The 22,372-nt window shown below is 69.3% G+C and carries 20 protein-coding genes and 1 riboswitch; of the genes, 4 read left to right on the forward strand and 16 right to left on the reverse strand.

Translation table 11 applies throughout. The annotated features are described in order from the left end of the window. Positions 1 to 28: 28 nt before the first annotated feature. The 6 genes from PV766_RS20650 to thiO all read right to left on the reverse strand — a co-directional run bounded on the left by PV766_RS20650 (position 29) and on the right by thiO (position 4,481). Entirely contained in the window at positions 29 to 808 is a 780-nt protein-coding gene (locus tag PV766_RS20650) for an ABC transporter permease (protein ID WP_016934408.1), read from the reverse strand. Beyond that, a complete protein-coding gene (locus PV766_RS20655; protein WP_421097765.1) occupies positions 808 to 1,737 on the reverse strand; it encodes an ABC transporter ATP-binding protein in 930 nt (309 codons plus the stop codon). The genes PV766_RS20650 and PV766_RS20655 overlap by 1 nt, the downstream gene beginning before the upstream one ends. Positions 1,738 to 1,805: 68 nt before the next feature. Further along, positions 1,806 to 2,339: a hypothetical protein gene (locus tag PV766_RS20660; protein WP_228044642.1), complete on the reverse strand. Its 534-nt coding sequence runs from the start codon at positions 2,337 to 2,339 to the stop codon at positions 1,806 to 1,808. Between the two features lie 90 nt (positions 2,340 to 2,429). Next, positions 2,430 to 3,215, reverse strand: a complete 786-nt coding sequence (locus PV766_RS20665; protein WP_006553655.1) for a thiazole synthase — start codon at positions 3,213 to 3,215, stop codon at positions 2,430 to 2,432. Beyond that, on the reverse strand, positions 3,208 to 3,420 hold the full coding sequence (gene thiS, locus PV766_RS20670; RefSeq protein WP_006553656.1) for a sulfur carrier protein ThiS: 213 nt from the start codon (positions 3,418 to 3,420) through the stop codon (positions 3,208 to 3,210). The genes PV766_RS20665 and thiS overlap by 8 nt, the downstream gene beginning before the upstream one ends. Beyond that, positions 3,417 to 4,481 (reverse strand): glycine oxidase ThiO, encoded by a 1,065-nt coding sequence (thiO, locus tag PV766_RS20675; RefSeq protein WP_421097766.1) that lies wholly within the window; start codon positions 4,479 to 4,481, stop codon positions 3,417 to 3,419. The genes thiS and thiO overlap by 4 nt, the downstream gene beginning before the upstream one ends. Then, positions 4,478 to 4,590: riboswitch (TPP riboswitch) on the reverse strand. (Overlaps the previous gene by 4 nt.) A gap of 26 nt (positions 4,591 to 4,616) precedes the next feature. Between thiO and thiE the strand changes: the two genes are divergently transcribed. Next, positions 4,617 to 5,306 carry a thiamine phosphate synthase gene (gene thiE / locus PV766_RS20680; protein WP_421097767.1) on the forward strand — a complete coding sequence of 230 codons (690 nt, stop codon included), beginning with the start codon at positions 4,617 to 4,619 and terminating at the stop codon, positions 5,304 to 5,306. A gap of 19 nt (positions 5,307 to 5,325) precedes the next feature. On the opposite strand, the gene PV766_RS20685 is transcribed toward thiE, so the two are convergent. Next, a complete protein-coding gene (locus PV766_RS20685) occupies positions 5,326 to 6,180 on the reverse strand; it encodes an NUDIX hydrolase (protein WP_129977491.1) in 855 nt (284 codons plus the stop codon). A gap of 135 nt (positions 6,181 to 6,315) precedes the next feature. Between PV766_RS20685 and PV766_RS20690 the strand changes: the two genes are divergently transcribed. Genes PV766_RS20690 through PV766_RS20700 form a run of 3 tightly spaced genes read left to right on the forward strand, consistent with a single transcriptional unit; the run spans position 6,316 to position 10,993 of the window. Then, positions 6,316 to 7,668 (forward strand): hypothetical protein, encoded by a 1,353-nt coding sequence (locus PV766_RS20690; protein ID WP_129977492.1) that lies wholly within the window; start codon positions 6,316 to 6,318, stop codon positions 7,666 to 7,668. After that, a complete protein-coding gene (locus tag PV766_RS20695; protein ID WP_421097768.1) occupies positions 7,665 to 8,627 on the forward strand; it encodes a glutamate ABC transporter substrate-binding protein in 963 nt (320 codons plus the stop codon). Before PV766_RS20690 ends, PV766_RS20695 begins: the two co-directional genes overlap by 4 nt. A gap of 5 nt (positions 8,628 to 8,632) precedes the next feature. After that, on the forward strand, positions 8,633 to 10,993 hold the full coding sequence (locus tag PV766_RS20700) for a tetratricopeptide repeat protein (RefSeq protein WP_421097769.1): 2,361 nt from the start codon (positions 8,633 to 8,635) through the stop codon (positions 10,991 to 10,993). Positions 10,994 to 10,999: 6 nt separating this feature from the next. On the opposite strand, the gene PV766_RS20705 is transcribed toward PV766_RS20700, so the two are convergent. The 9 genes from PV766_RS20705 to PV766_RS20745 all read right to left on the reverse strand — a co-directional run bounded on the left by PV766_RS20705 (position 11,000) and on the right by PV766_RS20745 (position 22,370). Beyond that, on the reverse strand, positions 11,000 to 12,214 hold the full coding sequence (locus tag PV766_RS20705) for an acetate/propionate family kinase (RefSeq protein ID WP_129977494.1): 1,215 nt from the start codon (positions 12,212 to 12,214) through the stop codon (positions 11,000 to 11,002). Continuing rightward, entirely contained in the window at positions 12,211 to 14,295 is a 2,085-nt protein-coding gene (gene pta, locus PV766_RS20710) for a phosphate acetyltransferase (protein WP_421097770.1), read from the reverse strand. Before pta ends, PV766_RS20705 begins: the two co-directional genes overlap by 4 nt. Positions 14,296 to 14,507: 212 nt before the next feature. Further along, a complete protein-coding gene (locus PV766_RS20715) occupies positions 14,508 to 15,650 on the reverse strand; it encodes an LLM class flavin-dependent oxidoreductase (protein ID WP_129977496.1) in 1,143 nt (380 codons plus the stop codon). Further along, positions 15,647 to 16,417, reverse strand: a complete 771-nt coding sequence (locus PV766_RS20720; protein ID WP_421097771.1) for a DUF1684 domain-containing protein — start codon at positions 16,415 to 16,417, stop codon at positions 15,647 to 15,649. The genes PV766_RS20715 and PV766_RS20720 overlap by 4 nt, the downstream gene beginning before the upstream one ends. Continuing rightward, positions 16,414 to 17,784, reverse strand: a complete 1,371-nt coding sequence (locus PV766_RS20725; protein WP_129977498.1) for an NtaA/DmoA family FMN-dependent monooxygenase — start codon at positions 17,782 to 17,784, stop codon at positions 16,414 to 16,416. Before PV766_RS20725 ends, PV766_RS20720 begins: the two co-directional genes overlap by 4 nt. A 13-nt stretch (positions 17,785 to 17,797) precedes the next feature. After that, entirely contained in the window at positions 17,798 to 18,889 is a 1,092-nt protein-coding gene (locus tag PV766_RS20730; RefSeq protein ID WP_421097772.1) for an LLM class flavin-dependent oxidoreductase, read from the reverse strand. After that, positions 18,879 to 20,474, reverse strand: coding sequence for a dipeptide ABC transporter ATP-binding protein (locus PV766_RS20735; RefSeq protein WP_421097773.1), 1,596 nt, complete (start codon positions 20,472 to 20,474; stop codon positions 18,879 to 18,881). Before PV766_RS20735 ends, PV766_RS20730 begins: the two co-directional genes overlap by 11 nt. Beyond that, entirely contained in the window at positions 20,471 to 21,322 is an 852-nt protein-coding gene (locus tag PV766_RS20740) for an ABC transporter permease (RefSeq protein ID WP_421097779.1), read from the reverse strand. The genes PV766_RS20735 and PV766_RS20740 overlap by 4 nt, the downstream gene beginning before the upstream one ends. 34 nt (positions 21,323 to 21,356) lie before the next feature. Continuing rightward, positions 21,357 to 22,370, reverse strand: coding sequence for an ABC transporter permease (locus PV766_RS20745; protein ID WP_129977501.1), 1,014 nt, complete (start codon positions 22,368 to 22,370; stop codon positions 21,357 to 21,359). Positions 22,371 to 22,372: the final 2 nt, after the last annotated feature.

Genomic DNA, 22,372 nt, shown 5'->3' on the forward strand with positions numbered 1-22,372 from the left:
TGCGGCGCAGTGCGGCGGTGCGGGAGTATCAGGCGTCGCGGCGGTTGACCACCACGAGCGACAGCGCGAATACCAGGAATGCGAAGGCCGCGAAGTATACGAGCGATCCCCATGGACCCCAATGGAATTCGATTCCCTGACCGATACCCAGGAAGTTGTTCGCGTTGGCGAACGGCAGGAACGGCTGGATCTCGCGGCCCACGGAACCGAACAGCGCGAACAACGACTCGAGGAGCAGCGGCCACAGCATGAGCAGTGCGATCGTGCCCGCCGACTGCCGCAGCAGGGTGCCCACGCCGACCGCGAGGAAGACGCACAGGAACGCATAGATCGCGGTGCCGTAGACCGCGCGCCACGCGGTGTCGCCGCTCAGGACGAGATCACGTCCCGCGTCGGGACCGGCCAGCACCTTCGCGAGGTAGAAGGCCCCGAACGAGACCGCGACCGTCAGCAGCGCGCCCAACACCCCGATGAGCAGGGCCTTCATCGTCAGGAGCAGAGTGCGGTTGGGGGTGGCCTGGAAGGTCGTGCGGATGACCCCGAAGCGGTACTCGCTCGTGACCGACAGCGCCGCGAGGATCATGAGTACCAGCACGCCGAAGCCGGTGACGCCGCTGACCGCGACATCCACGGTCGGATAGAACTGCCCCATCTCGTCGTCCATCCCCACCGATGCGCGGGAGACCGAACCGAGGATCGCGGCGAGCCCCAGCCCGAGGGCGACGATGACGACGGTGCACCACAGCGGCGACTGCACCGACGTGAGCTTGATCCGTTCGGCCCGCAGTGTATCGAGCGCCGTACTCATCACAGTCCACCCTTCATGACGTCGTCGACTCCGGATCCGTGGTATTCGACCTCGCCACCGGTGAGTTTCATGAACGCTTCCTCGAGGGACGCGTGTCGTCCCGCGAGTTCGTGCAGCACGATCGACCGGGCCGCGGCGAGTTCGCCGATCTCCGCCGCCGGAGCTCCCGAGACGTGCAGGGCGCCGTCGTCCTCCCGGACGGTGTGCCCGCGTTCGGCGAGCGCGGTGCGCAGCTCGCCGAGCTGCGGGCTGCGCACCACCACGAACGAGTCGGACGCCCGGTCGACGAACTCCTTCACCGAGGTGTCGGCGATGAGCCGGCCGCGGCCGATGACGATGAGATGTTCGGCGGTCTGCGCCATCTCGGAGAGAAGGTGGCTGGACACGAGCACCGTGCGGCCTTCTGCGGCGAGCGCCTGCATGAACCGCCGGATCCATACGATGCCCTCGGGGTCGAGGCCGTTGACCGGTTCGTCGAACAGCAGCACGCGCGGGTTGCCGAGCAGCGCGGCGGCGAGACCGAGGCGCTGCGACATCCCGAGCGAGAAACCACCGGCACGCTTGCCCGCGACCTCCGTCAGTCCCACCTGGCGCAGAACCTCGTCGACACGCGAGGCGGGCAGACCGTTCGACGCGGCCAGCCAGGCGAGATGCGACCGCGCCGACCGGTTGGGATGCACCCACTTCGCGTCGAGCAACGCCCCGACGGTAGTGAGCGGCCGTGTCAGCTCGCTGTACGGCTTCCCTTCGATCAGTGCGGTTCCCGAGGTCGGCCGGTCCAGCCCCAGGATCATGCGCATCGTGGTGGACTTCCCCGCGCCGTTGGGGCCGAGGAAGCCGGTGACGATGCCGGGACGGACCGTGAACGTCAGGTCGTCGACCGCGGTCGTGGACCCGAAGGTCTTGGTCAAGCCGGTCACTTCGATCATGCGCACCACCCTACGTGCGGCTCCGGCGAGCGCATCCGATCACACTCCCCGGAGCCGCACGCGGTGCGTCAGGGGACGAAGACCTCGGTGGTGACCGGGATGCTCGGTCGCTCGGTACGCATCGTCAGGGCGACGCGGCCGGGCCCGGGGAACACGTGCATGAACAACGGCCGGGTGCTCGTGTGGAAGGCCGGCACGAAGCGGGTCTCCGTACCGTGGGCACCGGTGTCGAGGTTGTGCCAGTCGAAAGCGACGGTGACGTCGCAGTTCAGGATGCTCGGCGTCCACTCGCCGAGAAGCGAGTAGCCCTGCGTGATCCGCAGTTCGATCCCGTGGGTGGCACCCGGCGCCGAGGAGTACTCGTAGAGCGGGCCGTCGAAGGCGGTTCCACCGGCGCGCACGATGCCGGCGCAGATGCCGTCGCCCAATGTCAGCACGGGTGGCGTGGACAACTCCGTCGTCGCGCACGACCTCGGTCCGGTGTTCGACCAGCCCATCTGACACGGTTCCTGGGCGCCCGCGACACCCGGCGCCGCGACGGCGACGACAGTGCCCATGAGCCCGGCAGCGGCGGCAGCGAGAATTCTGTGTGCAACTGTCATGCCCGGGGATCGTACAGACCGATCGGTAACCCGTCGCGCGATAATCGGAAACCCCTGAACACCAAGGTGCTCAGGGGTTTCCCGTACCGGTCACGGCTCCATCGGCGAAGATGCCTGGGCCCAGAAGCGTTTCGGGATCCGGCCGGCGTGCCGGGCACGGAATCCCGCTTCGACGGCGTGACGCATCGCCGACGCCATCAGCGCCGGATCCTTCGCGCGGGTGACGGCGGTCGCGAGCAGCACGGCGTCGCAACCGAGTTCCATCGCGAGCGCCGCGTCGGAGGCGGTTCCGATTCCCGCGTCGAGGATCACCGGCACACCCGCAGCCTCGACGATCATCTCGATGTGGTGCGGGTTCGAGATACCGAGGCCGGTCCCGATCGGCGAGCCGAGCGGCATCACCGCGGCACAACCGACGTCCTCGAGGCGCCGCGCGAGGACGGGATCGTCGGTCGTGTACGGCAGGACGACGAAGCCGTCGTCGACGAGTTGTTCGGCCGCGGAGACGAGTTCGATGGCGTCGGGCAGCAGCGTCCGTTCGTCGGCGATGACCTCGAGTTTCACCCAGTCGGTCTCCAGCGCCTCCCGCCCGAGCTGCGCGGTCAGCACGGCTTCCTTCGCGCCGCGGCACCCGGCAGTGTTCGGCAGCGGTTCGATGCCGAGGCGGCGCAGCAGGTCGAGGACACCGGTTCCGGAGGCCGCGTCGACACGGCGCATCGCGACGGTGGTCAGTTCGGTGCCCGACGCGACGAGTGCCTCCTCGAGCACGGCCAGGTTCGCCGCGCCACCGGTGCCGGTGATCAGCCGCGACCCGAAGGTGCGGCCGGCGATGGTCAGCTGCGGCAGGTCGGCGCCGGGATCGTGTGTGTCAGCCACCCTGGACCGCCGTGAGGATCTCGATGCTCGCTCCGCGTGTGACCGGCTCCGACCAGCGGCCGCGCGGGCACACGACACCGTCGACGGCGACCGCGATGCCCTTCTCGGGCAGACCGAGCTCGTTCAGCAGTTGTGACACGGTCGGGGCCGCGTCGTAGTACTTGTCCTCACCGTTGACGGTGATGCCCACGGACACGTTCGTCATCCCATACTCGCTTCCGTAATTCGTCCAGGACAGGCGTACTGCGCGTCGGCCAGCGACCGCCCACCGAGTTCGGCGAGCACCGCGTCGACGGTGAGCGGCGTGAGCAGCACACCGTTGCGGCCGTGGCCGGTCGCGGCGACGACACGATCGGAGAGCCGGCCGATCAGCGGCAGGTTGTCGGGGGTCATCGGGCGCAGGCCCGCGCTCGCCTCGAACAGTTCGTACTCGCCGAGCGCAGGAAAGATCTTCTCGGCGTCGGCGATCAGATCGCGCACCCCGGCCACCGTGACCTGTGTGTCGGACGCCTCGTACTGTGTGGCGCCCACGACGAGGCCGTCGTGGCGGGGCACCAGATAGGCGGGGCGTCCGTGGACACTCGCGCGCACGGTGCGCTGCGGCGGCGGAGTCGCGCCCGGCCGCACCCGCAGGCGCAGGATCTCGCCCTTGACCGGACGGACCGGAAGGCCCGGCCACAGTCGCGCCGACGCCGAGCCGGCGGCGAGCACCACCTGATCGTCGGGAAGGTCGGCGAGATCGTGGACGGCGGCGTCGGAGAAACGCACCCCGGCCGCGGTGGCCGCGACGCGCAGGGCGTCGACGAGCGTACGGTTGTCGACCGACGACTCGGTGGGCGCGAGCAGTCCGAGACGCACCTTCGGCCCGAGCGACGGTTCGAACTCCCGGATCTCCGCACGGGAGAGCAGACGCATCTCGTGCCCCCGCTCCCCGACCCATTCGGCGACGGTCCGCAAGTCGGCCGCGTCCGCCGCGTCGAGCGCGACGGTCAGCGACTCCTCGGCGGTGAACACGTCGACGCCGGTCTCCGCGCGCAGTGCATCCGCGAATCCGGGCCAGCGGTCGAGCGAGGCCGCACCCAGGGACAGCACGTGGTCCTCACCGGGCCAGCCCTCGGACAGCGGGGCCAGCATCCCGCCGGCCACCCACGAGGCGCCACTGCCGGGATTCGGGTCGTGCACGGTCACGATGTGCCCCGAGCGGGCCGCGCGCCATGCGATCGACAGCCCGATCACTCCGCCACCCACGACGGCCACAGTTGCCATTGGTCCACCTCACTCCCTGCGCCGGCATGATCCGGGTCAGGTCATAACGGTCGGGGCCGGCAGGCCCCCTCTCAGCCCCGCGAACCTCGGGACTCCCGTGTCGTCACTTTCTGCTTAGAGGCTACCGTCTTGGTCGTGACCACCTATCGCGGCAACCATCCCGACCCGCGCGGCCGCCTCGCGACCGCCCGGTTGTATCTGTGCACCGACGCTCGCCGGGACACCGGCGACCTCGCACGGTTCGTCGAGGAGGCCCTCGCCGGTGGGGTCGACATCGTCCAGTTGCGCGACAAGGACTCGGCCGGCGAGAAGAAGTTCGGACGCCTCGAGGCACGCGAGGAACTCGCCGCCCTCGAGATCATCGGCGAGGCGTGTGCACGCCACGGTGCGCTTCTGGCCGTGAACGACCGCGCCGACATCGCGCTCGCGTCGGGCGCCGACATCCTGCATCTCGGTCAGGGCGACCTGCCGGTGCGGCACGCGCGGCAGATCCTCGGCGACGAGATCGTCATCGGCCGCTCGACGTCGAGCCGCGCGCAGGCTGCGCTCGCCGACATCGAGGAGGGCGTCGACTACTTCGCATCCGGGCCGGTGTGGGACACACCGACCAAGCCGGGACGGACCGCAGCGGGGCTGGAGGTGACGCGCGAGGTCGCGCAGTCGCAGCCGGCACGACCGTGGTTCGCGATCGGCGGCATCGACCTCGAACGGCTCCCCGAGGTGCTCGACGCCGGTGCCACGCGGGTCGCGGTGGTCCGGGCGATCACGAAGGCAGACGATCCGCGGGCCGCCGCGGCTGCACTGAAAGCGGCTCTGCCGGTCTGACGACCGGTACGGCAGGGCGCTACAGCCAGCCCAGCACGGCCGAGGGCGACATCGCGAGCGTGCCCTCGGGCAACCGCGCGCGCAGACCTCGATCCGCAGTGACCACGACCGTCACTCCCGGGTCCACCACGGCCGTCGCGGTCGCGGCGAGCCGGGCCAGTTCGTCGTCGCCGCTGCCGTCCGCGGTGTGCACCGGGATCCGGACGTCGTCGATCGTCGCGGCGCGGGCGTGGCCTTCGAGGACCGCCTCGACGCGGGGCACCCAGCCGAACGACCCGTCGGGAAACTCGACGGTGCGGGGCAGCGCCGCGGCGAGGTCGGCGAGCAGGGCGGCGGTCGCACCGGGGCGGTCGCGCCACCACCCGGTGGGGCCACCGGCCCCCAGCACGTTCGCCGTGTCGAGCAGCATGCGCACCGGCGCGGTGCGCAGCGACGGCCATGCCTCGGCGAAGCCGCTGTGCAGCGGCATCGTCTCGACGTCCGGTTCCGGCACCCAGCGCAGTTCGGTGCTCTCCTGGTTGAGGCTGGTCACGAGCGTCTCGGCGGCATCGGCGACGACGGTGGTGTAGGTCCACCCACCGGCGAGACCGGAGGTGACGCGTTCGGCGCGCACCGTCACCGCCTCGACGTCGATACCCGCCTCTTCGTGCGCTTCCCGCACGGCTGCGTCGACGGTGCTCTCGTGCGAGTCGCGGGCACCACCGGGAAGGGCCCAGGTCCCACCTTGGTGCGACCATGCCGCCCGATGCTGCAGGAGTACCGCGGGCCGACCGTCCGCCAGCGGAGCGCGCAGCAGCAGGCCTGCGGCGCCGTGCCGTCCCCAGCGCTTCCCGCCGTCCGGGCCGGCCGCCCAGCCGTCGCCGTCTCCACGCATAGCGTCCGCCTCTCCGATCCGCCTCGCCCGGGCCTGTGTCCGGTACCGGATCCCGCCGTCCGTGGACGGCAACAATACCGCCGGGCTGCTTATATGCTCCCCTCAGACCGCTCGACACGAGGAAGGGAGTGCCCGGTGGACGTGCGGATCACCCCTCCTTTCGCTCCCATCGGGAGCCACGTGCGCGAGACTGCCGGTACGGACGATCCGGACGCCCGTGTCGACCGCTTCCGCGCTCTGCTGCGATCGACCCCGGTCCGGTTGCTGATACTCGGGGCGGTGCTCACCGTGTTGCTCGTGGCCTCGGCCGCGGTGTCCGCGACCACCGTGTCCGGCCGGCAGGCCACCCACGACCGTCTCCTCGTGTCCGTCGAACCGCTCGCGAGCGCGGCCCAGAATCTCTACAGCGCGCTCTCGGTGGCCGACGCGGCCGCCGTGACGGGGTTCATCTCGGGCGGGCTCGAACCGGAGGCGGTGCGGAGTCGCTATATCAGGGCCACCGACGAGGCGGCGGAGTATCTCGTCATCGCTGCGACGGGGCTGACGGACGCCGACCGCGAGACGGCGCACAACCTCACCGAGATCGGGCGCTTGCTGCCCGTCTACACCGGGCTGATCGAGACGGCCCGCACCAACAATCGCACCGGGCATCCGGTCGGTTCCGCCTATCTGGGTGAGGCCTCGCATCTGATGCAGACCGAACTGCTCCCGGCCGCACAGGAACTGCACACGCGCGGTGTCGCTGCCGTCGAGGACACCCAGCGCGACGCGGTACGACCGCCCTGGCTCGCCATCGGACTGCTCCTCGTCACGGTCGCCGCGCTGTGCGCGGCGCATGTCGTGGTGAGCCGCCGCAGTCGTCGCACCTTGAATCCCGGGCTCATCGTCGCGATCGGCGCGACCGGGGCGCTGCTGGGCTGGCTGCTCGTCGCCGGCCTGGCGTCGTCGAGCGCCACCGAACGCGCCATCGAGCGGGGCGCGGCACCGCTCGCCGATCTCACCGAGGGACGGATCCTCGCCCAGCAGTCGCGCACCGCCGAAACCCTGCTGATCGCCCGGCGCGACACCACCGGCGCGTACGACGACACCTTCGGGACCAACATGTCGCGACTCGGCGACATCCTCGACGTGTACGGACGCGAGTCCGCCCTGGAGGCGGGCGCCGACGCGGTCACGGCGGCCCGGTCGGCGCACGAAGCCTGGATCAACTCGCACGCACGCATGGTCGACGCACTCGCGCGCGGTGACTACGCGGCTGCCTCGGTCCTCGCGGTCGGGGCGGGTCCCGGCGAATCCACCGCCCGGTTCGTCGCCCTCGACGAAGCCTTGACGGAAGCGATCGACGGCACCCGCACCGAACTGCGCGACAACGAGTTCCGCGCGTCGCGGACCCTCGCCGGCCTCACACCGATGTCGGTGATCCTGCTGACGGTGGCGCTCGTCGGAGTGTGGGTCGGTCTCCGGCCACGGTTGAAGGAGTACCAGTGAGACAGCGCGTTCTCGTCGCGGGCCTGTGCGTCGTCGCCGCACTCGCCGCCGGGTGCGCGACCGAGCCCCCACCGCGCGCGCCCGGTCTCCAGGGGTCGACGACGTCCGTCCCGCTTCCCGAGAACGCGCGGCTGCTCGAGTCCTCGGTGGCCACGCCGCCCGCTCCCGACTGCGGTGATCCCACCGCATCCCTGCCACCTGATCCGGGCGCGACCGGACCTGCGATCGATCGGGTCCGGGCGCGCGGCCGACTGGTCGTCGGACTCGACACGGGCAGCAATCTCATGAGCTACCGCGATCCCGCGACGGGACGGATCACTGGCTTCGACGTCGACATCGCCCGCGAGATCGCCCGCGACCTCCTGGGCGACCCCGACCTCGTCGACTACCGCATCCTGAGCTCGGCAGAACGCGAGAAGGCGCTGCAGGATTCGACCGTCGACATCGTCGCGAAGACGATGAGCATCACGTGTGCCCGACGCGAGAAGGTGGATTTCTCGACGGAGTACTTCCGCGCGGAACAACGAGTACTCGTCGTCAAGGGTTCCGACATCCGCACCGCCGCCGATCTCGCCGGGCGGCGCGTGTGCATCGTGGACGGCACCACCTCGCTGCTCCGGATGCGGGAGGTGCAGCCGTCGGCGTCGATCCTCACCGTGCCGTCGTGGGCGGACTGCCTCGTCGTCCTCCAGCAACAGCAGGTCGACGCCGTGAGCACCGACGACACCATCCTCGCCGGCCTCGCCTCGCAGGACCCCTATCTCGAACTCGTCGGTCCCTCCCTGGGATCCGAGCCGTACGGTATCGGGATCCGGCTGGGGAGCGACGATCTCGTACGGTTCGTCAACGCGACCCTCGAGCGGATCCGTTCCGACGGTACGTGGACGGCGCTGTACGAGAAGTACCTGCGGGTGCTCGGTCCGACACCGCCACCCCCGACACCGAACTACCGGGAGTGACGGCCATGTCCGACGAACCCGAACCGGCCGGCACCCCGTCGGCCGATTCCGGGCCCGCCACCGAACGGGCTGCGGACTCCGGACCGGCCACCGCACCGGCGACCGGGGATATCGGCCCCGCCACCGAACGCGGTCCCGCAGCCGAACGCAGCCCCGCCCCCGTGACGCGGTCCGACTCCACTCAGCGGTCCTCGATCTGGTCCGGTTCGTCCTCGCAACGCTCGTCGAGCCGTCGCGTGCGCCCGCGCGGAACCCAGCGTCGTCGCATCGCCGGCCTCGTCGACGTACCGGTCCCCACCGCGAAGGACCCCCTCGAAGCAGTGCTCCGCGACCCCCACGTGTCCGAGGGCAAACGGTTCTGCTCGAAGTGCGGACAGCCGGTGGGCCGCAGTACCCCTTCGGGTCCGGGGCCCACCGAGGGTGACTGCCCGAAGTGCGGCACCCATTTCGAGTTCACGCCGGCCCTGCACCACGGCGATCTCGTCGCAGGGCAGTACGAGGTCCAGGGCTGCCTCGCGCACGGCGGACTGGGGTGGATCTACCTGGCGATCGACCGCAACGTGAGCGACCGCTGGGTGGTCCTCAAGGGCCTGCTGCAGGGCGGCGACGCCGAAGCCCAGGCGGTCGCGGTGGCCGAACGTCAGTTCCTGGCCGAGGTCAGCCATCCGAGCATCGTGCAGATCTACAACTTCGTCGAGCATCCCTCGCCGGACGGCACCCCGATGGGATACATCGTCATGGAGTACCTGGGTGGTCACACCCTGCGTACCGTGCTCGACAACTATCCTCCACCGAACCGCATCCCCGTCGAGCAGGCCATCGCATACATGCTCGAAGTGCTTCCGGCACTGCAGTATCTGCACGACATCGGGCTGGTCTACAACGACCTCAAACCCGAGAACATCATGGTCACCGACGAGCAGATCGAACTCATCGACCTCGGCGCGGTCTCCGCGATCGAGGGATACGGCTATCTGTACGGGACGCCGGGATATCAGGCACCGGAGATCGTCCGGACCGGGCCGACGGTGGCGAGCGACATCTACACGGTCGGACGCACCCTCGCGGTGCTCACCCTCGAGATGCCCTCGGACAAAGGACGTTACCGCGACGGTCTCCCCACTCCCGAGCAGGCGCCCCTGCTCGCCGAGTTCGACTCCTTCCACCGACTGCTGCTGCGGGCCACGAATCCCGACCCCCAGCAGCGTTTCTCGTCGGCCGACGAACTGCGGGGACAGCTCACGGGCGTGCTGCGCGAGATCCTGTCGAAGAAGCTCGGCACCGAACACCCCGGCCTGTCCGGTGTATTCAGCCCGCCCCGGACCACCTTCGGTACCGACGAGGCGCTCGTACCCACCGATGTGTACGCCGACGGAATCGAACGCGACGCCAAACTGCAGGGACAGGATGTCGCGGCCGCGTTGCCCGTCCCCCTGCTCGATCCGAACGATCCGAGTGCTGCACTCCTCGCCGCCGCGGTGCACAGCGAACCGCAGCAGACCCTCGACTCCCTCCGGCACGCGCGCGAGAACGGTGTCGGGCGGGTCGTGGGAGCGTCCGACGTGTCGTTCTCCAGGGAGATCACATTGGCCGAAGTCCGCGCGCATCTCGACCTCGGGCAGATCGACAGTGCCGTCGAGATCCTCACCCGCCTCGAACGCGAATTCGGCAACGACTGGCGGGTGGACTGGTACGCCGGCATCGCCGAACTGCTGCAGGACGACTACGAAGCAGCGTTCTCGCGGTTCGACGAGGTGCTGCAGGCACTCCCGGGCGAGATCGCCCCGAAGATCGCGCTCGGGGCCACCGCCGAACTGACGCTCCAGCATTGGGAGAGCGACGATCCGGCCGCGTGGCGACGTTTCTGCGAGGAGTCCTATCGGGTGGTGTGGCGCACCGATCACGCCGTCGTCAGCGCCGCCTTCGGGCTTGCACGCCAACTCACCGCGCGCGACGAGATCCGCGCCGCCGTGGACGTTCTCGACGAGGTTCCGATGACCTCCCGGCATCACAGCGCCGCGACGATGACCGCCGCACTGGTCTTGTTGCGGGGCGGTCGTGTCGAGGAGATCTCGGAGGCCGATCTGCGCGAGGCCGCGCACCGGATCGCGTCGCTGCCACCCGACGAGGGCCGCGCCCTGCAGATGCGCGCGCTCGTGCTCGGGGCGGCGCTCGAATGGGTGCGCAGCGGGCGGGCGTCGAGTCGCGAATACGACCGCATCCTCGACGTGCCGTTCACCGAGAAGGGACTCCGTCTGGGCGCCGAGGCGGCGTTGCGGCAGTTGGCGCGCAACGCCCCCTCCCGCACGCACCGCTACACACTCGTCGACCTCGCGAATGCGATCCGGCCGCGTAGCTTGACCTGACCAGGATCAGCGTCGAGCGAACTGCACTGCGGCCCGGGCGATGGCGAGCTCCTCGTTCGTGGGGATCACGAGCACCTCCACGTGGGACGAGTCGGCCGAGATCCGGCGTTCCCCGTCCCCGTCGGCAGTGTTGCGGGCGTCGTCGACGACGATGCCGAGGCGGTCGAGACCGGCGAGACTGTCGCGCCGGACATCGACGTTGTTCTCCCCCACACCACCGGTGAAGACGATCGCGTCGACACCTCCCAGCTCGAAGGTGTAGGCACCCAGGTACTTCCGGATGCGGTGCACGTAGACGTCGTACGCGAGTCGCGCGTCCTCGTCGCCTTCGCCGACGAGCTTCAACAGGGCCCGGAAGTCGTTGACACCCGACAGTCCCTTCAGGCCCGAGTGCCGGTTGAGCAGGTCGTCGATGGCGTCGACCTTCAGTCCGGCCGCCCGGTTGAGGTGCATGACGACGCCCGGGTCGATGTCGCCGCTGCGCGTACCCATGACGAGACCTTCGAGCGGGGTCAGCCCCATCGAGGTGTCGATCGGGTTCCCGCCCGCGATCGCCGATGCCGACGCACCGTTGCCCAGGTGGAGCACGATCAGATTCAGCTCCGCGATGTCGCGTCCCAGGAACTCCGCGGCACGCCCCGACACGTATTCGTGCGACGTGCCGTGGAATCCGTACCGCCGGATGTCGTACTTGCGGGCGACGTCGCGGTCGATCGCGTAGGTCGACGCATGCGCCGGAAGACCGTGGAAGAAGGCGGTGTCGAAGACACCCACATGGGGCACCTCGGGAAGCTCCTCCCGGGCGACCTCCATCCCCACGACGTTCGCCGGATTGTGGAGGGGCGCGAGGACCGACAGTTCGTCGACGGCGCGCACCACGTCGTCGTCGATGAGGGTGGGTTCGTAGAAGACCTTGCCGCCGTGTACGAGCCGATGGCCGACCGCGACGATGCCCACCTCGTGCAGGGGCCGGCCGAGCCCTTCGAGCATCTCGAGCATCGCACGCAGTCCGGTCCGGTGATCGGGGATCGCGTCGTTACGTTCGTCCACACCCGTCGTGTGGTGGAAGACGATCCTGCCCTCCGGCTCTCCGATGCGCTCGATCAGTCCGTGTGCCGGTGAGTTCCCGCTCTCCGGCTCGATCAGCCGGAACTTGATCGACGAGGATCCCGAATTGAGGACCAGGACGGTCCCTGCGGTCGCGGGGTTCGGGCTGCTCACGCGTCTTCCTCCTGCGCCTGGATCGCGGTGATGGCGATGGTGTTGACAATGTCCTGGATCAGGGCGCCTCGGGACAGATCGTTGACCGGTTTGTTCAGGCCCTGCAGGACGGGCCCGACGGCGATGGCACCGGCACTGCGCTGCACGGCCTTGTAGGTGTTGTTGCCGGTGTTCAGGTCCGGGAAGATGAACACCGTGGCGCGACCGGCGACGTCGGAGCCGGGGAGTTTCGCGCTCGCGACCGTCGGTTCGATCGCCGCGTCGTACTGGATCGGTCCCTCGACGAGCAGGTCGGGTCGCCGCTCCCGCACGAATGCCGTGGCGGTGCGGACCTTGTCGACATCGGCACCCGAACCCGATTCGCCGGTGGAGTACGACAACATCGCGATCCGGGGATCGATCCCGAACCGGGCCGCGGTCGCGGCCGACGAGATCGCGATGTCGGCGAGCTGGTCGTCGGTCGGGTCGGGAACGACGGCGCAGTCGCCGTAGGCGAGCACACGGTCGGCGAGGCACATGAGGAAGATGCTCGACACCGTCGAGACGCCGGGTTCGGTCTTGATGATCTCGAGTGCGGGGCGGATCGTGTGGGCGGTGGTGTGCGCCGCACCCGACACCATGCCGTCGGCCAGGCCCAGGTGAACCATCATCGTGCCGAAATACGAGATGTCGCGCATGATCTCGCGTGCACGATCGACGGTCATACCCTTGTGGGCACGCAACCGCGCGTACTCCTCCGCGAACCGGTCGGCGTGCTCGGAGGTGCGCGGGTCGAGGATCTGCGCCTCCGACAGGTCCACCCCGAGTTCCGATGCCCGCTGGCGGACGGCCGCCTCGTCGCCGAGGATCGTCAGCCTCGCGATGCCGCGCTGGAGCACACGCCCGGCAGCTCTGAGGACGCGATCGTCCTCGCCCTCGGGCAGCACGATGTGTCGCTGCTGGGCCCGTGCCCGGTCGATGAGCTGGTATTCGAACATCTGTGGGGTTGTCACGGACGGTCGCGGCAGTCGCAGCCGGTCGAGCAGGGAGTGCGAGTCGACGTGCCGTTCCATGAGCGCGAGGGCCGTGTCGATCTTGCGCTGCGCACCGAGGGCCATGCGGCCGCGGGTGCGGTCGGCTGCCGAGGCGGTATCGAAGGTACCGAGTTCGGTGGTGAGGATCGGCAGCGACGGTTTCAGAGCCGCAACGAGCTGCGCGATCATCGGATGCGGTAGCAGACCACCGTTCATGATGATGCCGGCGAGCGTCGGGAATCCTTCGGCGGCATTGGCATTGACCAGCGCGAGGATGACGTCGGAGCGGTCGGCGGGAGCGATCACGACGATCCCGTCGGTGAGGCGCTCCAGAATCCGCTCGGCGGTCATGCCACCGACCATGATGCGCAGCGCTTCCCGCTGCAGCAGGTCGGGGTCGCCGCTGTAGAGCTCGCCTCCGATCGCGGTCTGCAGCTCGGCCATCGTCGGCGCGACCAGCGCCGGGACCTCCGGGAGCGTCCACACCGGTTCGGTGCGGTCGTCGAGTGCCTGCGCGATGTCGTCGAGTGCGTCGGGATCGCAGCGGTTCACCACCACCGCACCGAGATGCGCGTGTTGCCCCGCCAGCTCGTTCGCGCACACACCGGCGAGCTGCGCGATCTCGGCGGGGGTACGGCGGGAACCGCGCAGGACGAGCAGCACCGGAGCGTCGAGGTTCGCCGCGATGCGGGCGTTGTACGACAGCTCGCTGGGGTTGGCGATCTCGGTGTAGTCGCTACCGACGATGACGACGGCGTCGCAGCGATCGGCCACCGCGTGGTACTTGCCGACGATGTCGCTGAGCGCTGCGTCGGGGTCGTCGTGGACGTCGTCGTAGGTGACGCCGATACAGTCCTCGTAACCGAGGTCGACGGTGGTGTGTTCGAGCAGCAGTTCGAGGATGTAGTCGGTGTCGCTGTCGGAGCGCGCGATGGGCCGGAAGACACCGACGCGGGCGGTGGACGCGCACAGCGTCTGCAACACGCCCAGAGCGACGGTCGATTTCCCCGTGTCCCCTTCCGGAGCTGCGATGTAGATGCTCGAGACGGACCCTGCAGCAGCACTCATGGATCCCACCCTAACGGCAAACTTTGCTCCGTCCGATGTGCCCGCGCATATGCCCGGCCGGAGGTGCCCGGCCGGGCATATGGCGCCGGAGATGACGGTGAGCATCACGCTGCGCCATGCTGCTCGGCGAGCACCCCCAGCTCGACCGACTCGTGCGGGCCGAACTGCTCCGCCGCCGGGAAAGCACACACAACCTCCCCCTCGCCGGACGATCAGGCGGCGCGGACCCGCGCCAATCCCCATTCGTGGGCCAGGAGTTCGTAGGAACGCAGACGGTCCTCGTGGCCGTGCGTAACCGAGGTGACGACGAGTTCGTCGGCGTCCGTCACTCGGCGGAGAGTGTCGAGGCGCTCCGCCACCGTGCTCGGCGACCCCACGAACTGGGTAACGATGCGGTCGTCGACGAGGGTACGCTCCTCGGCGGTCAGTGGCGGGGTGGTGTCCGGATTCGGGTACGGGATCGCACCGCGACCCACACGGATGCTGTGTGCCCAGTGCCCGTAGGTCGATGCCAGTTCGCGCGCGGTGGCGTCGTCGTCCGCGACGACCGCGTCGGCCGAGACCACGACGTACGGCTCCGACAGGATCGACGACGGACGGAACGCCGCCCGGTACGCCTCGACCGCTTCGACGGTCGTTCCCGGGCTGACGTGGTAGTTCGCACCGAACGGCAGGCCCAGGCGACCCGCAAGTTCCGCCGACGGTCCGGCGCTCGACCCGAACACCCACAGCTCGAGGTCGGCGCCCTCTCCCGGGCCGGCGTGCAGGTCGATTCCGTCCGGCGTCGTGTAGGTGCCGTTCAGGAAGGCGAGGATGTCCTCGACCTGCCGTGAGAAGTCGGGCGACTCGGCGCCGGGTTGCTGCAGGACACCGAAACTCGCGGCGAGACGCGACGACGACAGCAACTTCGCCGCCGAGAAGGGCGGCGGAATGATCAGCCCGTCGCGGATCTCCGTCGCCCGCGGAGCAGGTTCGGGAGCGGCCGCACCAGCCAGCGCCTCCGCCCGTCGCTGACCCGACCTGCCGAGACCGAGATCGATGCGTCCCGGGTACAGGGCGTCGAGGGTGCCGAAGGATTCGACGACGCCGATCGCCGTGTTGTGCCCGAGCTGGACCGCGGCGGCACCGACTCGGATGGTGTGGGTTGCGGCGGCGATCGCACCGATGAGCACGTCGGGCGCGGACGAAGCGACGGCGACGAAGTGGTGCTCGGCGACCCAGTACCTCGTGTACCCCCATGCTTCGACGTGGCGCGCCAGGTCGAGGGTGTTACGCAGCGCTTCCGGGACCGAGGACCCCTCGCTGACCGGTGAAAGATCCAGCACGGACAACGGAACCGGATTCACGGCGTTCACAACGACTCCCGGACACGGGGATCGCGTTCACCGGATTCGACGGCGAACGGAAGTCGGTTCTGCGATGGCGCGAGCGGGCACGTCGCCGCGTCGGTGAACGCGCACGGCAGGTTCGCCGCGCGCGTGAAGTCGAGTGCGACGGCGCCGTCGGTGGCCGGCCTACCGACCTGCAGGATCCGCGCCGCCGGATAAGTGGTCACCCCGCTCGTCGCATCGGTGAACAACACGCGCAGCGGGCCCCCGGCTCCCCCGAAGGCGACGAGTTCGTGTTCGGCTCCGTCGTAGTCGAAGCGGATGACCCCGGCTGCGGGATGGTGGTGCTCGAGTCCGTCGACGACCGCGCCCGTCGTCACGACCTGCTGTTCGTCGAACGCCTCGAACCGGCCGGTCAGCACCCAGGACGGGTCGGGTTCGTAGGCCGGGACGCCGGTGAACGACGCGAGCGCCGGTGCGGTGCGGTCGTGGATGCGGATCCCGAATCGTCCGGTGCGCTGGATGACCTCGACGAAACCGCAGTCGAACTCCGCTTCGAGGCCCGGCGCACCCTCGACCGGCTCGTAGGTGGTGGTCTCACCGTCGAGTTCATGGATTACCGACCCGCCGCCGACGTGCCACCGACCCGGCGCCTCGCCGAAGAAGGTGGGGGTTTCGTCCAGCCAGTAGAGGGCGGTGAGACTCAGCCAGCCGAGCGGTTGCCGCAAGCCGTCGTTGCGGTCGGCATGCCACCGCCGCCAATCGTCGACGAACGTATCGAATGTTGCTGTCATGACGCCCGGGCTCCTTCGGTGACGGTGTGGGGGTCGCGCAGGCCGAGGTGGCCGCGCAGAGTGGTGCTGTCGTATTCGGTGCGGAAGCTGCCGCGTTCCTGCAGCAGCGGGACGACCGTGTCGACGAATTCGTCGAGGCCGCCGGGAGTGAGGTGCGGGACGAGGATGAACCCGTCGCCGGCGTCGGTCTGGACGTAGAGGTCGATCTCGTCGGCGACCTGCTGCGGCGTTCCGATGAACTGCTGGCGCGCGGTGACCTCGACGACCAGTTCCCGGATGCTCAGTTCCTCCGCCTCGGCCCTCTCCTTCCACTGCCGGGCGACGGCGAACGGATCCTTCGCGTGCCGTACGCGGCCGCGGGTGATCGTGACGTTGTCCTCGGGATCGATGTCGGGTAACGGACCATCGGGGTCGTACGACGAAAGGTCCTTACCCCAGATCTGTTCGAGGAAGGCGATGGCCGTCTGTGGCCCGACCTGCTGCAGGCGGATGTGCCGGGCGCGCTCGTGGGCGTCCTCGGAGGTGTCTCCGAGGACGAAGGTCGCGGCGGGCAGGATCTTCAGCTCGTCCCAGCTGCGGCCGTACTTCGCGAGGCGGTTCTTGACGTCGGTGTAGAAGGCGCGACCTTCCTCGAGGGTGCCGTGCCGGCTGAAGATGGCGTCGGCCTTGGCGGCACCGAACTCACGGCCCTCGTCGGAGTCACCGGCCTGCAACAGGACCGGGTGCCCCTGGGGGCTGCGCGGCACCTCGAAGCGACCCGCAATGTCGAACTGGGTGGTGTGGATGTCGAACGACGCGATGTCGCCGTCGGGAGCGAAGACTCCGGCCTCGCGGTCGATCACGGGTCCGCGGGCCGACCAGCCGTCCCACAGCTCCCGCACCACGTCGACCACCTCGGAGGCACGGACGTACCGCTGCGAGTGCTCGAGGAATCCGCCGCGACGGAAGTTCTCTCCGGTGAACGCATCCGACGAGGTGACGAGGTTCCATGCGGCGCGACCGTCCGAGAGGTGGTCGAGGGTCGCGAACTGCTTGGCCAGTTCGTACGGCTCGTTGAAAGTGGTGTTGATGGTGCCGGCCAGGCCGAGGTGGGTGGTGGCACCGGCGAGGGCCTCGAGCACCGTGAGGGTGTCGGGGCGTCCCACGACGTCGAGGTCGTGGATGCGGCCGCGGTGCTCGCGGAGCCGGAGTCCTTCGGCGAGGAAGAAGAAGTCGAACTTACCGCGTTCGGCGGTGCGGGCGAGATGCAGGAACGACGAGAAGTCGATCTGGCTCTTCGACTCGGGGTCGGCCCACACCGTGGTGTTGTTGACGCCGGGGAAGTGCGCGGCGAGATGGATCTGCTTGCGAACAGTGTTGCGGGACACGATGATCGTTCCTTCAGTGAGCAGCCGCGAAGCGGTTGGCGGGACGGGACAGACCGAGGCGGTCGCGGAGGGTTCCGGTGGCAGGCGCGACCTCGGGGCGGACGACGGGCAGCACGTCCTCGACGAGCCGGCCGAGGGTGGACGGCAGTGCGAGCGGCCGCAGGGTCACCCCGTCCACACCTGCCACGTCGTCGAGCAGTTCGATCAGACTCTCGGACGCACCGACGTGGACGAGCGTGTCGGAGCGGTAGGGCTGCCCGGCCCACGTCTCGAGTCGCGCGAGCTCCTCGGCGGCGTCGTCGCCGAGCAGGACGTCGAGGTCGAGCAACACGAAGATCTGCCGACCTTTCGCCGCCGCCCGGAGGCGGCCTGCAAGTTCGGATGCTGCGGACAGGTCGGTGGCGCGGATACGCACGAGATCCGCTCGCTGCGCGGCGAACCCGAAGGACTCGTCACCGGTCACCGTCGCCGCGACCAGCGGTTGCCCCTGCGGGGACCGCGGCACGATCGACGAGCCCTTGACGGAGAAGTACTCGCCGACGAAGTCGATGTAGTGGACCTTGTCGCGATCGATGAAGCGGCCGGTGGCGACATCGCGGATCTCGGCGTCGTCCTCCCAGCTGTCCCACAGCCGCACCGCGACTTCGGCGGCCTCGTGCGCTTCGGCCCACAGCGACGCGGTGTCCTGCTCGTCCTTGCGGCCGAACAACTCCACGACGCCCGGCGTCACCGCGACCTCCCATCCGGCGCGACCGAGCGTGGTGTGGTCGATCGTCTGGATCGCCTTGGCGACGTGGAACGGTTCGGTGTGGGTGACGGTGGCCGTGGGGATCAGACCGATGCGCGTGGTTGCGGTGGTCAGGCGCGCCGCCAGGCCGACGGCTTCGAGGCGGCCCCGCACCGTGGTCGCGCCCGAGACGACGCCGAAGGTGTCGGAGAAGAACGCCAAGTCGACGCCGGCGCGGTCGGCGGCACCGACGAGGTCGGCCCAGTAGCGGGGGGTGAACAGTTCCTCGGCGCACGAATCGTCACGTCGCCAGGACGAGGGGTGTAGGCCGGTGCCGGCGAAGTCGACGGCCAGCAACAATTCTGAACTATCGGACATGGTGGACCTTCCCGGGGATGGCCTCGAGCAACGTCTGCGTGTACTCGTGTTGGGGGTTGTCGAGAATTTCTGCGGTGGGGCCGTATTCGACGACCCGACCGGCGCGCATCACGGCGACGGTGTCGCTGATCTGCCGGACGACGGCGAGGTCGTGCGAGATGAACAGGTAACTGATTCCGAGTTCGGCCTGCAGCGAGGTGAGCAGGTCGAGGATCTGCGCCTGGACCGACACGTCGAGCGCCGAGACGGGTTCGTCGAGGACGAGCAGTTCGGGGTTCAGGGCGATGGCCCGTGCGATGGCCACGCGTTGCCGTTGCCCACCGGACAGTCCGGCGGGTCTGCGGTCCAGATGTGCCGTCGACAACGCCACCTGGTCGAGGAGGCAGGCGACGTGCTCGGCACGTTCGGCTCTCGTGCCGACACCGAACGCCTCGAGAGGTTCGGCGACGATGTCGCGGATCCTCAGTTTCGGGTCGAGCGAGGCGTAGGGATTCTGGTGCACGATCTGCACCCGGCGTCGCAGCGCCCGCAGGGCGCGGCCACCGAGCGCCGTGATGTCGTCACCATCGAACCGGACCGATCCGGAGGTCGGGGTCTCGAGCCGGATCGCGATGCGCGAGACCGTGGACTTTCCCGAACCCGACTCCCCCACGAGCGAGAGAGTGCCGCCGCGGGGTACGTCGAAGGACACATCCCGCACGGCGTGCAGCGAGGACTTCCGGTCGATGCGGAAGGTCTTCGACACCGTCGACACCGACAGGATCGGCGCAGCCTCTTTCGGCGCGGGCCGCACGACCGGTTCCGCGAGGCTCGGCGCGGCCGCGATGAGCGAGCGCGTGTACTCGTGTTGCGGGTCGGTGAGGACCTGCGCCGCCGGTCCGGTCTCGACGACCCGTCCGCCCTGCATGACGACGATGCGGTCGGCGCGATCCGCCGCGACACCCAGGTCGTGGGTGATGAGCAGGACAGCGGTGCCGGTCTCGGCGATCCGCGCCTCGAGGTGGTCGAGGATGCGGCGCTGAACGGTCACGTCGAGCGCGCTGGTCGGTTCGTCGGCGATGACGAGGTCGGGTCGGCAGGCGAGGGCGATACCGATGAGCACCCGCTGCCGCTGACCGCCGGACAGTTCCTGCGGGTACTGCTTCGCACGCAGCTGCGGGTCGTCGAGCCCGGCCTCTTCGAGGATGCGCAGCGCCTCGATCCGCGCGGTGCGCCGGTCGGCGAGACCGTGGATGCGCAGCACCTCGGCGATCTGGTCGCCGATACGGATGACGGGATTGAGGGAGATCGTCGGGTCCTGCGGAACGAATCCGATCCGGGCGCCGCGGATGCGTTCGAACGCGCGCTCGGACAGGTCGTTCAGCGATGTGCCGTCGAAGGTCACCGACCCGGCCGTGACGCGACCGGCTCCGGCGAGCAACCCGATGATCGCGTGCGCCGTCGTGGACTTGCCCGACCCCGACTCGCCGACCACCGCGACGACCTCGCCGCGACCGACGGTGAGATCGACACCGTTCACCGCGACCACCGGCTCGCGCGACGATTCGTAGGCGACCTGCAGGTCGCGCACTTCGAGGAGGCTCATCGTGCGCTCCTGTCCTCGATGGCGTGGCCGACGCGGTGGGCCGAGAGCACAACGGCGACGATGACCAGGCCCGGCAGGGTCGTCATCCACCAGGCCGCGGCGAGATAGTTGCGGCCCTCCGAGATCAACGACCCCCATTCGGGTGTCGGTGGCACGGCACCGAAACCGAGGAAGCTCAGTGACGACACGGCCAGCACGGCCATACCGAATTCGACGGCGGCCAGGGCCGCGACGGGCGCGTACGAGTTGCGCAACACGTGCCGGCGCAGCACGGTGTGCCACCGGACGCCGCACGCGAACGCACCTTCGACATAGAGCGCCTTGCGTACCCGCAGCACTTCCGACCGCATGACGCGTGCGAAGTTCGCCACGAGGCTCACACCGACGGCGATCGCGACGTTCATCGTGCCGAAGCCGAGAGCGGTGACCAGGGCGAGGGACAACAGCAGCGCGGGGATGGACAGCAGAACGTCGACGAGGCGCATGAGTGCCGCGTCGAGGGCACCGCCGACCGCGCCGGACAGCAACCCGATCAGCGAACCGACCACGAGGGCGATCCCGACCGCGACGAGCGTCGCGGTGAGCGACAGGCCGGCTCCGTGCACGACGCGCGTGTACACGTCGCGACCGAGATTGTCGGTGCCGAACCAGTGCGCGACGCTCGGCCCCTGCAACTTCTCGGCGGGTACGCCCTGCAGGGGGTCGCCCGACGCGAAGACCGACGGGACCAGCGCGAAGCCCACCGCGAGGAGCAACACGATCGACGAGACGACGAGCACCGCATTGCGTCGCACCGCCGTCGCAATGGATGTGATCCGAATTCTTCTGCGCGAGCTCGGTTCCGGCAACGACGTCGCCGGTATCGCTTCGCGGACGAGGGTGTCAGACACGTGCCTCGACCTCCAGGAGAGTGTCGTCGTGGGTCGGGTCGTCCTCCGTCGACGCGGCTGCACCACCGCGGTCGATGCCGTGGGTGATCCGCGGGTCGATGAAGGGGTAGAGCAGGTCGACGGCGAGGTTGACGAGCACGAAGACGGTCGCGGAGAACACGACGATGCCCAGCACCACCGGGATGTCCTGCGCCATCACCGACATCTGGGTCAGGCGTCCGACACCGCCGCGAGAGAAGACGGTCTCGACCACCACGGATCCCGCGAGCAGGTTGCCGACGATGACGCCGGCGATCGTGAAGGCGGGGATGCTCGACAGCTTCAGTGCGTGACGCGTCTGGATGCGCAGGCGGGACGCGCCTTTCGCGCGTGCCGCCTCGATGAACGGCTGCCGCCACGTCGTCTGCAGGCTGGTCGCGAGGACCTGGGCGATCACCGCACCGGTGGGCAGTGCCAGGGTGATCGCGGGCAGGATCACGTGCTCGATGCCCTGGTCCCCGAACGCCGGGAACAGCCGCAGCCGGAACGAGAAGAGCTGTAACAGGATCAGGCCCACCCAGAAGGTCGGGACGGCCACCCCCAGCGGGGGAAGCGAGAACAGCAGGCCGCGGAGCCAGTGCGTTCGCGTGTAGGTCGCGAGGAAGGCGACCGCCGTGCCGAACACCAGGGCGAACACCAGGGCGGTGCCCGCCAGGACGAGGGTGCTCGGCAGGGCGGCGGCAATTGCGTCGGTCACCTGCTGTCCGGTGGAGATGGACATGCCGAAGTCACCTCGGACCGCGTTGCTCAGCGCGTTCCAGTACTGCACCGCGACGGGCTGGTCGAGTCCGTACCGCGCCTGGAGCTGTTCGATCGCGGCGGCGTCGACCGGTGTTCCGGCATCGGCACCGGCGGCGATGGAGACCGGATCGGAGGGCAGCAGGAACAGGACCGCGAACGACACCGTGAACGCCGCCCACAGCACCCCCACGGCCTGGAGCACACGGAAACCGAGATAGCGCAGCATGA

The organism is Rhodococcus sp. As11 (assembly GCF_048957735.1).
Classification (GTDB): domain Bacteria; phylum Actinomycetota; class Actinomycetes; order Mycobacteriales; family Mycobacteriaceae; genus Rhodococcus; species Rhodococcus gordoniae.

What these genes read in the sequence shown, in the direction of transcription:
- PV766_RS20685 (WP_129977491.1), bottom strand. Translation starts at nt 6,180, where the DNA reads ATGCGTGGAGACGGCGACGGCTGGGCGGCCGGCCCGGACGGCGGGAAG.
- thiS (WP_006553656.1), bottom strand. Translation starts at nt 3,420, where the DNA reads ATGACGAACGTGTCCGTGGGCATCACCGTCAACGGTGAGGACAAGTAC.
- PV766_RS20655 (WP_421097765.1), bottom strand. Translation starts at nt 1,737, where the DNA reads ATGATCGAAGTGACCGGCTTGACCAAGACCTTCGGGTCCACGACCGCG.
- PV766_RS20720 (WP_421097771.1), bottom strand. Translation starts at nt 16,417, where the DNA reads ATGACAGCAACATTCGATACGTTCGTCGACGATTGGCGGCGGTGGCAT.
- thiO (WP_421097766.1), bottom strand. Translation starts at nt 4,481, where the DNA reads ATGGCAACTGTGGCCGTCGTGGGTGGCGGAGTGATCGGGCTGTCGATC.
- PV766_RS20700 (WP_421097769.1), top strand. Translation starts at nt 8,633, where the DNA reads ATGTCCGACGAACCCGAACCGGCCGGCACCCCGTCGGCCGATTCCGGG.
- PV766_RS20745 (WP_129977501.1), bottom strand. Translation starts at nt 22,370, where the DNA reads ATGCTGCGCTATCTCGGTTTCCGTGTGCTCCAGGCCGTGGGGGTGCTG.
- pta (WP_421097770.1), bottom strand. Translation starts at nt 14,295, where the DNA reads ATGAGTGCTGCTGCAGGGTCCGTCTCGAGCATCTACATCGCAGCTCCG.
- PV766_RS20730 (WP_421097772.1), bottom strand. Translation starts at nt 18,889, where the DNA reads ATGTCCGATAGTTCAGAATTGTTGCTGGCCGTCGACTTCGCCGGCACC.
- PV766_RS20660 (WP_228044642.1), bottom strand. Translation starts at nt 2,339, where the DNA reads ATGACAGTTGCACACAGAATTCTCGCTGCCGCCGCTGCCGGGCTCATG.
- PV766_RS20735 (WP_421097773.1), bottom strand. Translation starts at nt 20,474, where the DNA reads ATGAGCCTCCTCGAAGTGCGCGACCTGCAGGTCGCCTACGAATCGTCG.
- PV766_RS20650 (WP_016934408.1), bottom strand. Translation starts at nt 808, where the DNA reads ATGAGTACGGCGCTCGATACACTGCGGGCCGAACGGATCAAGCTCACG.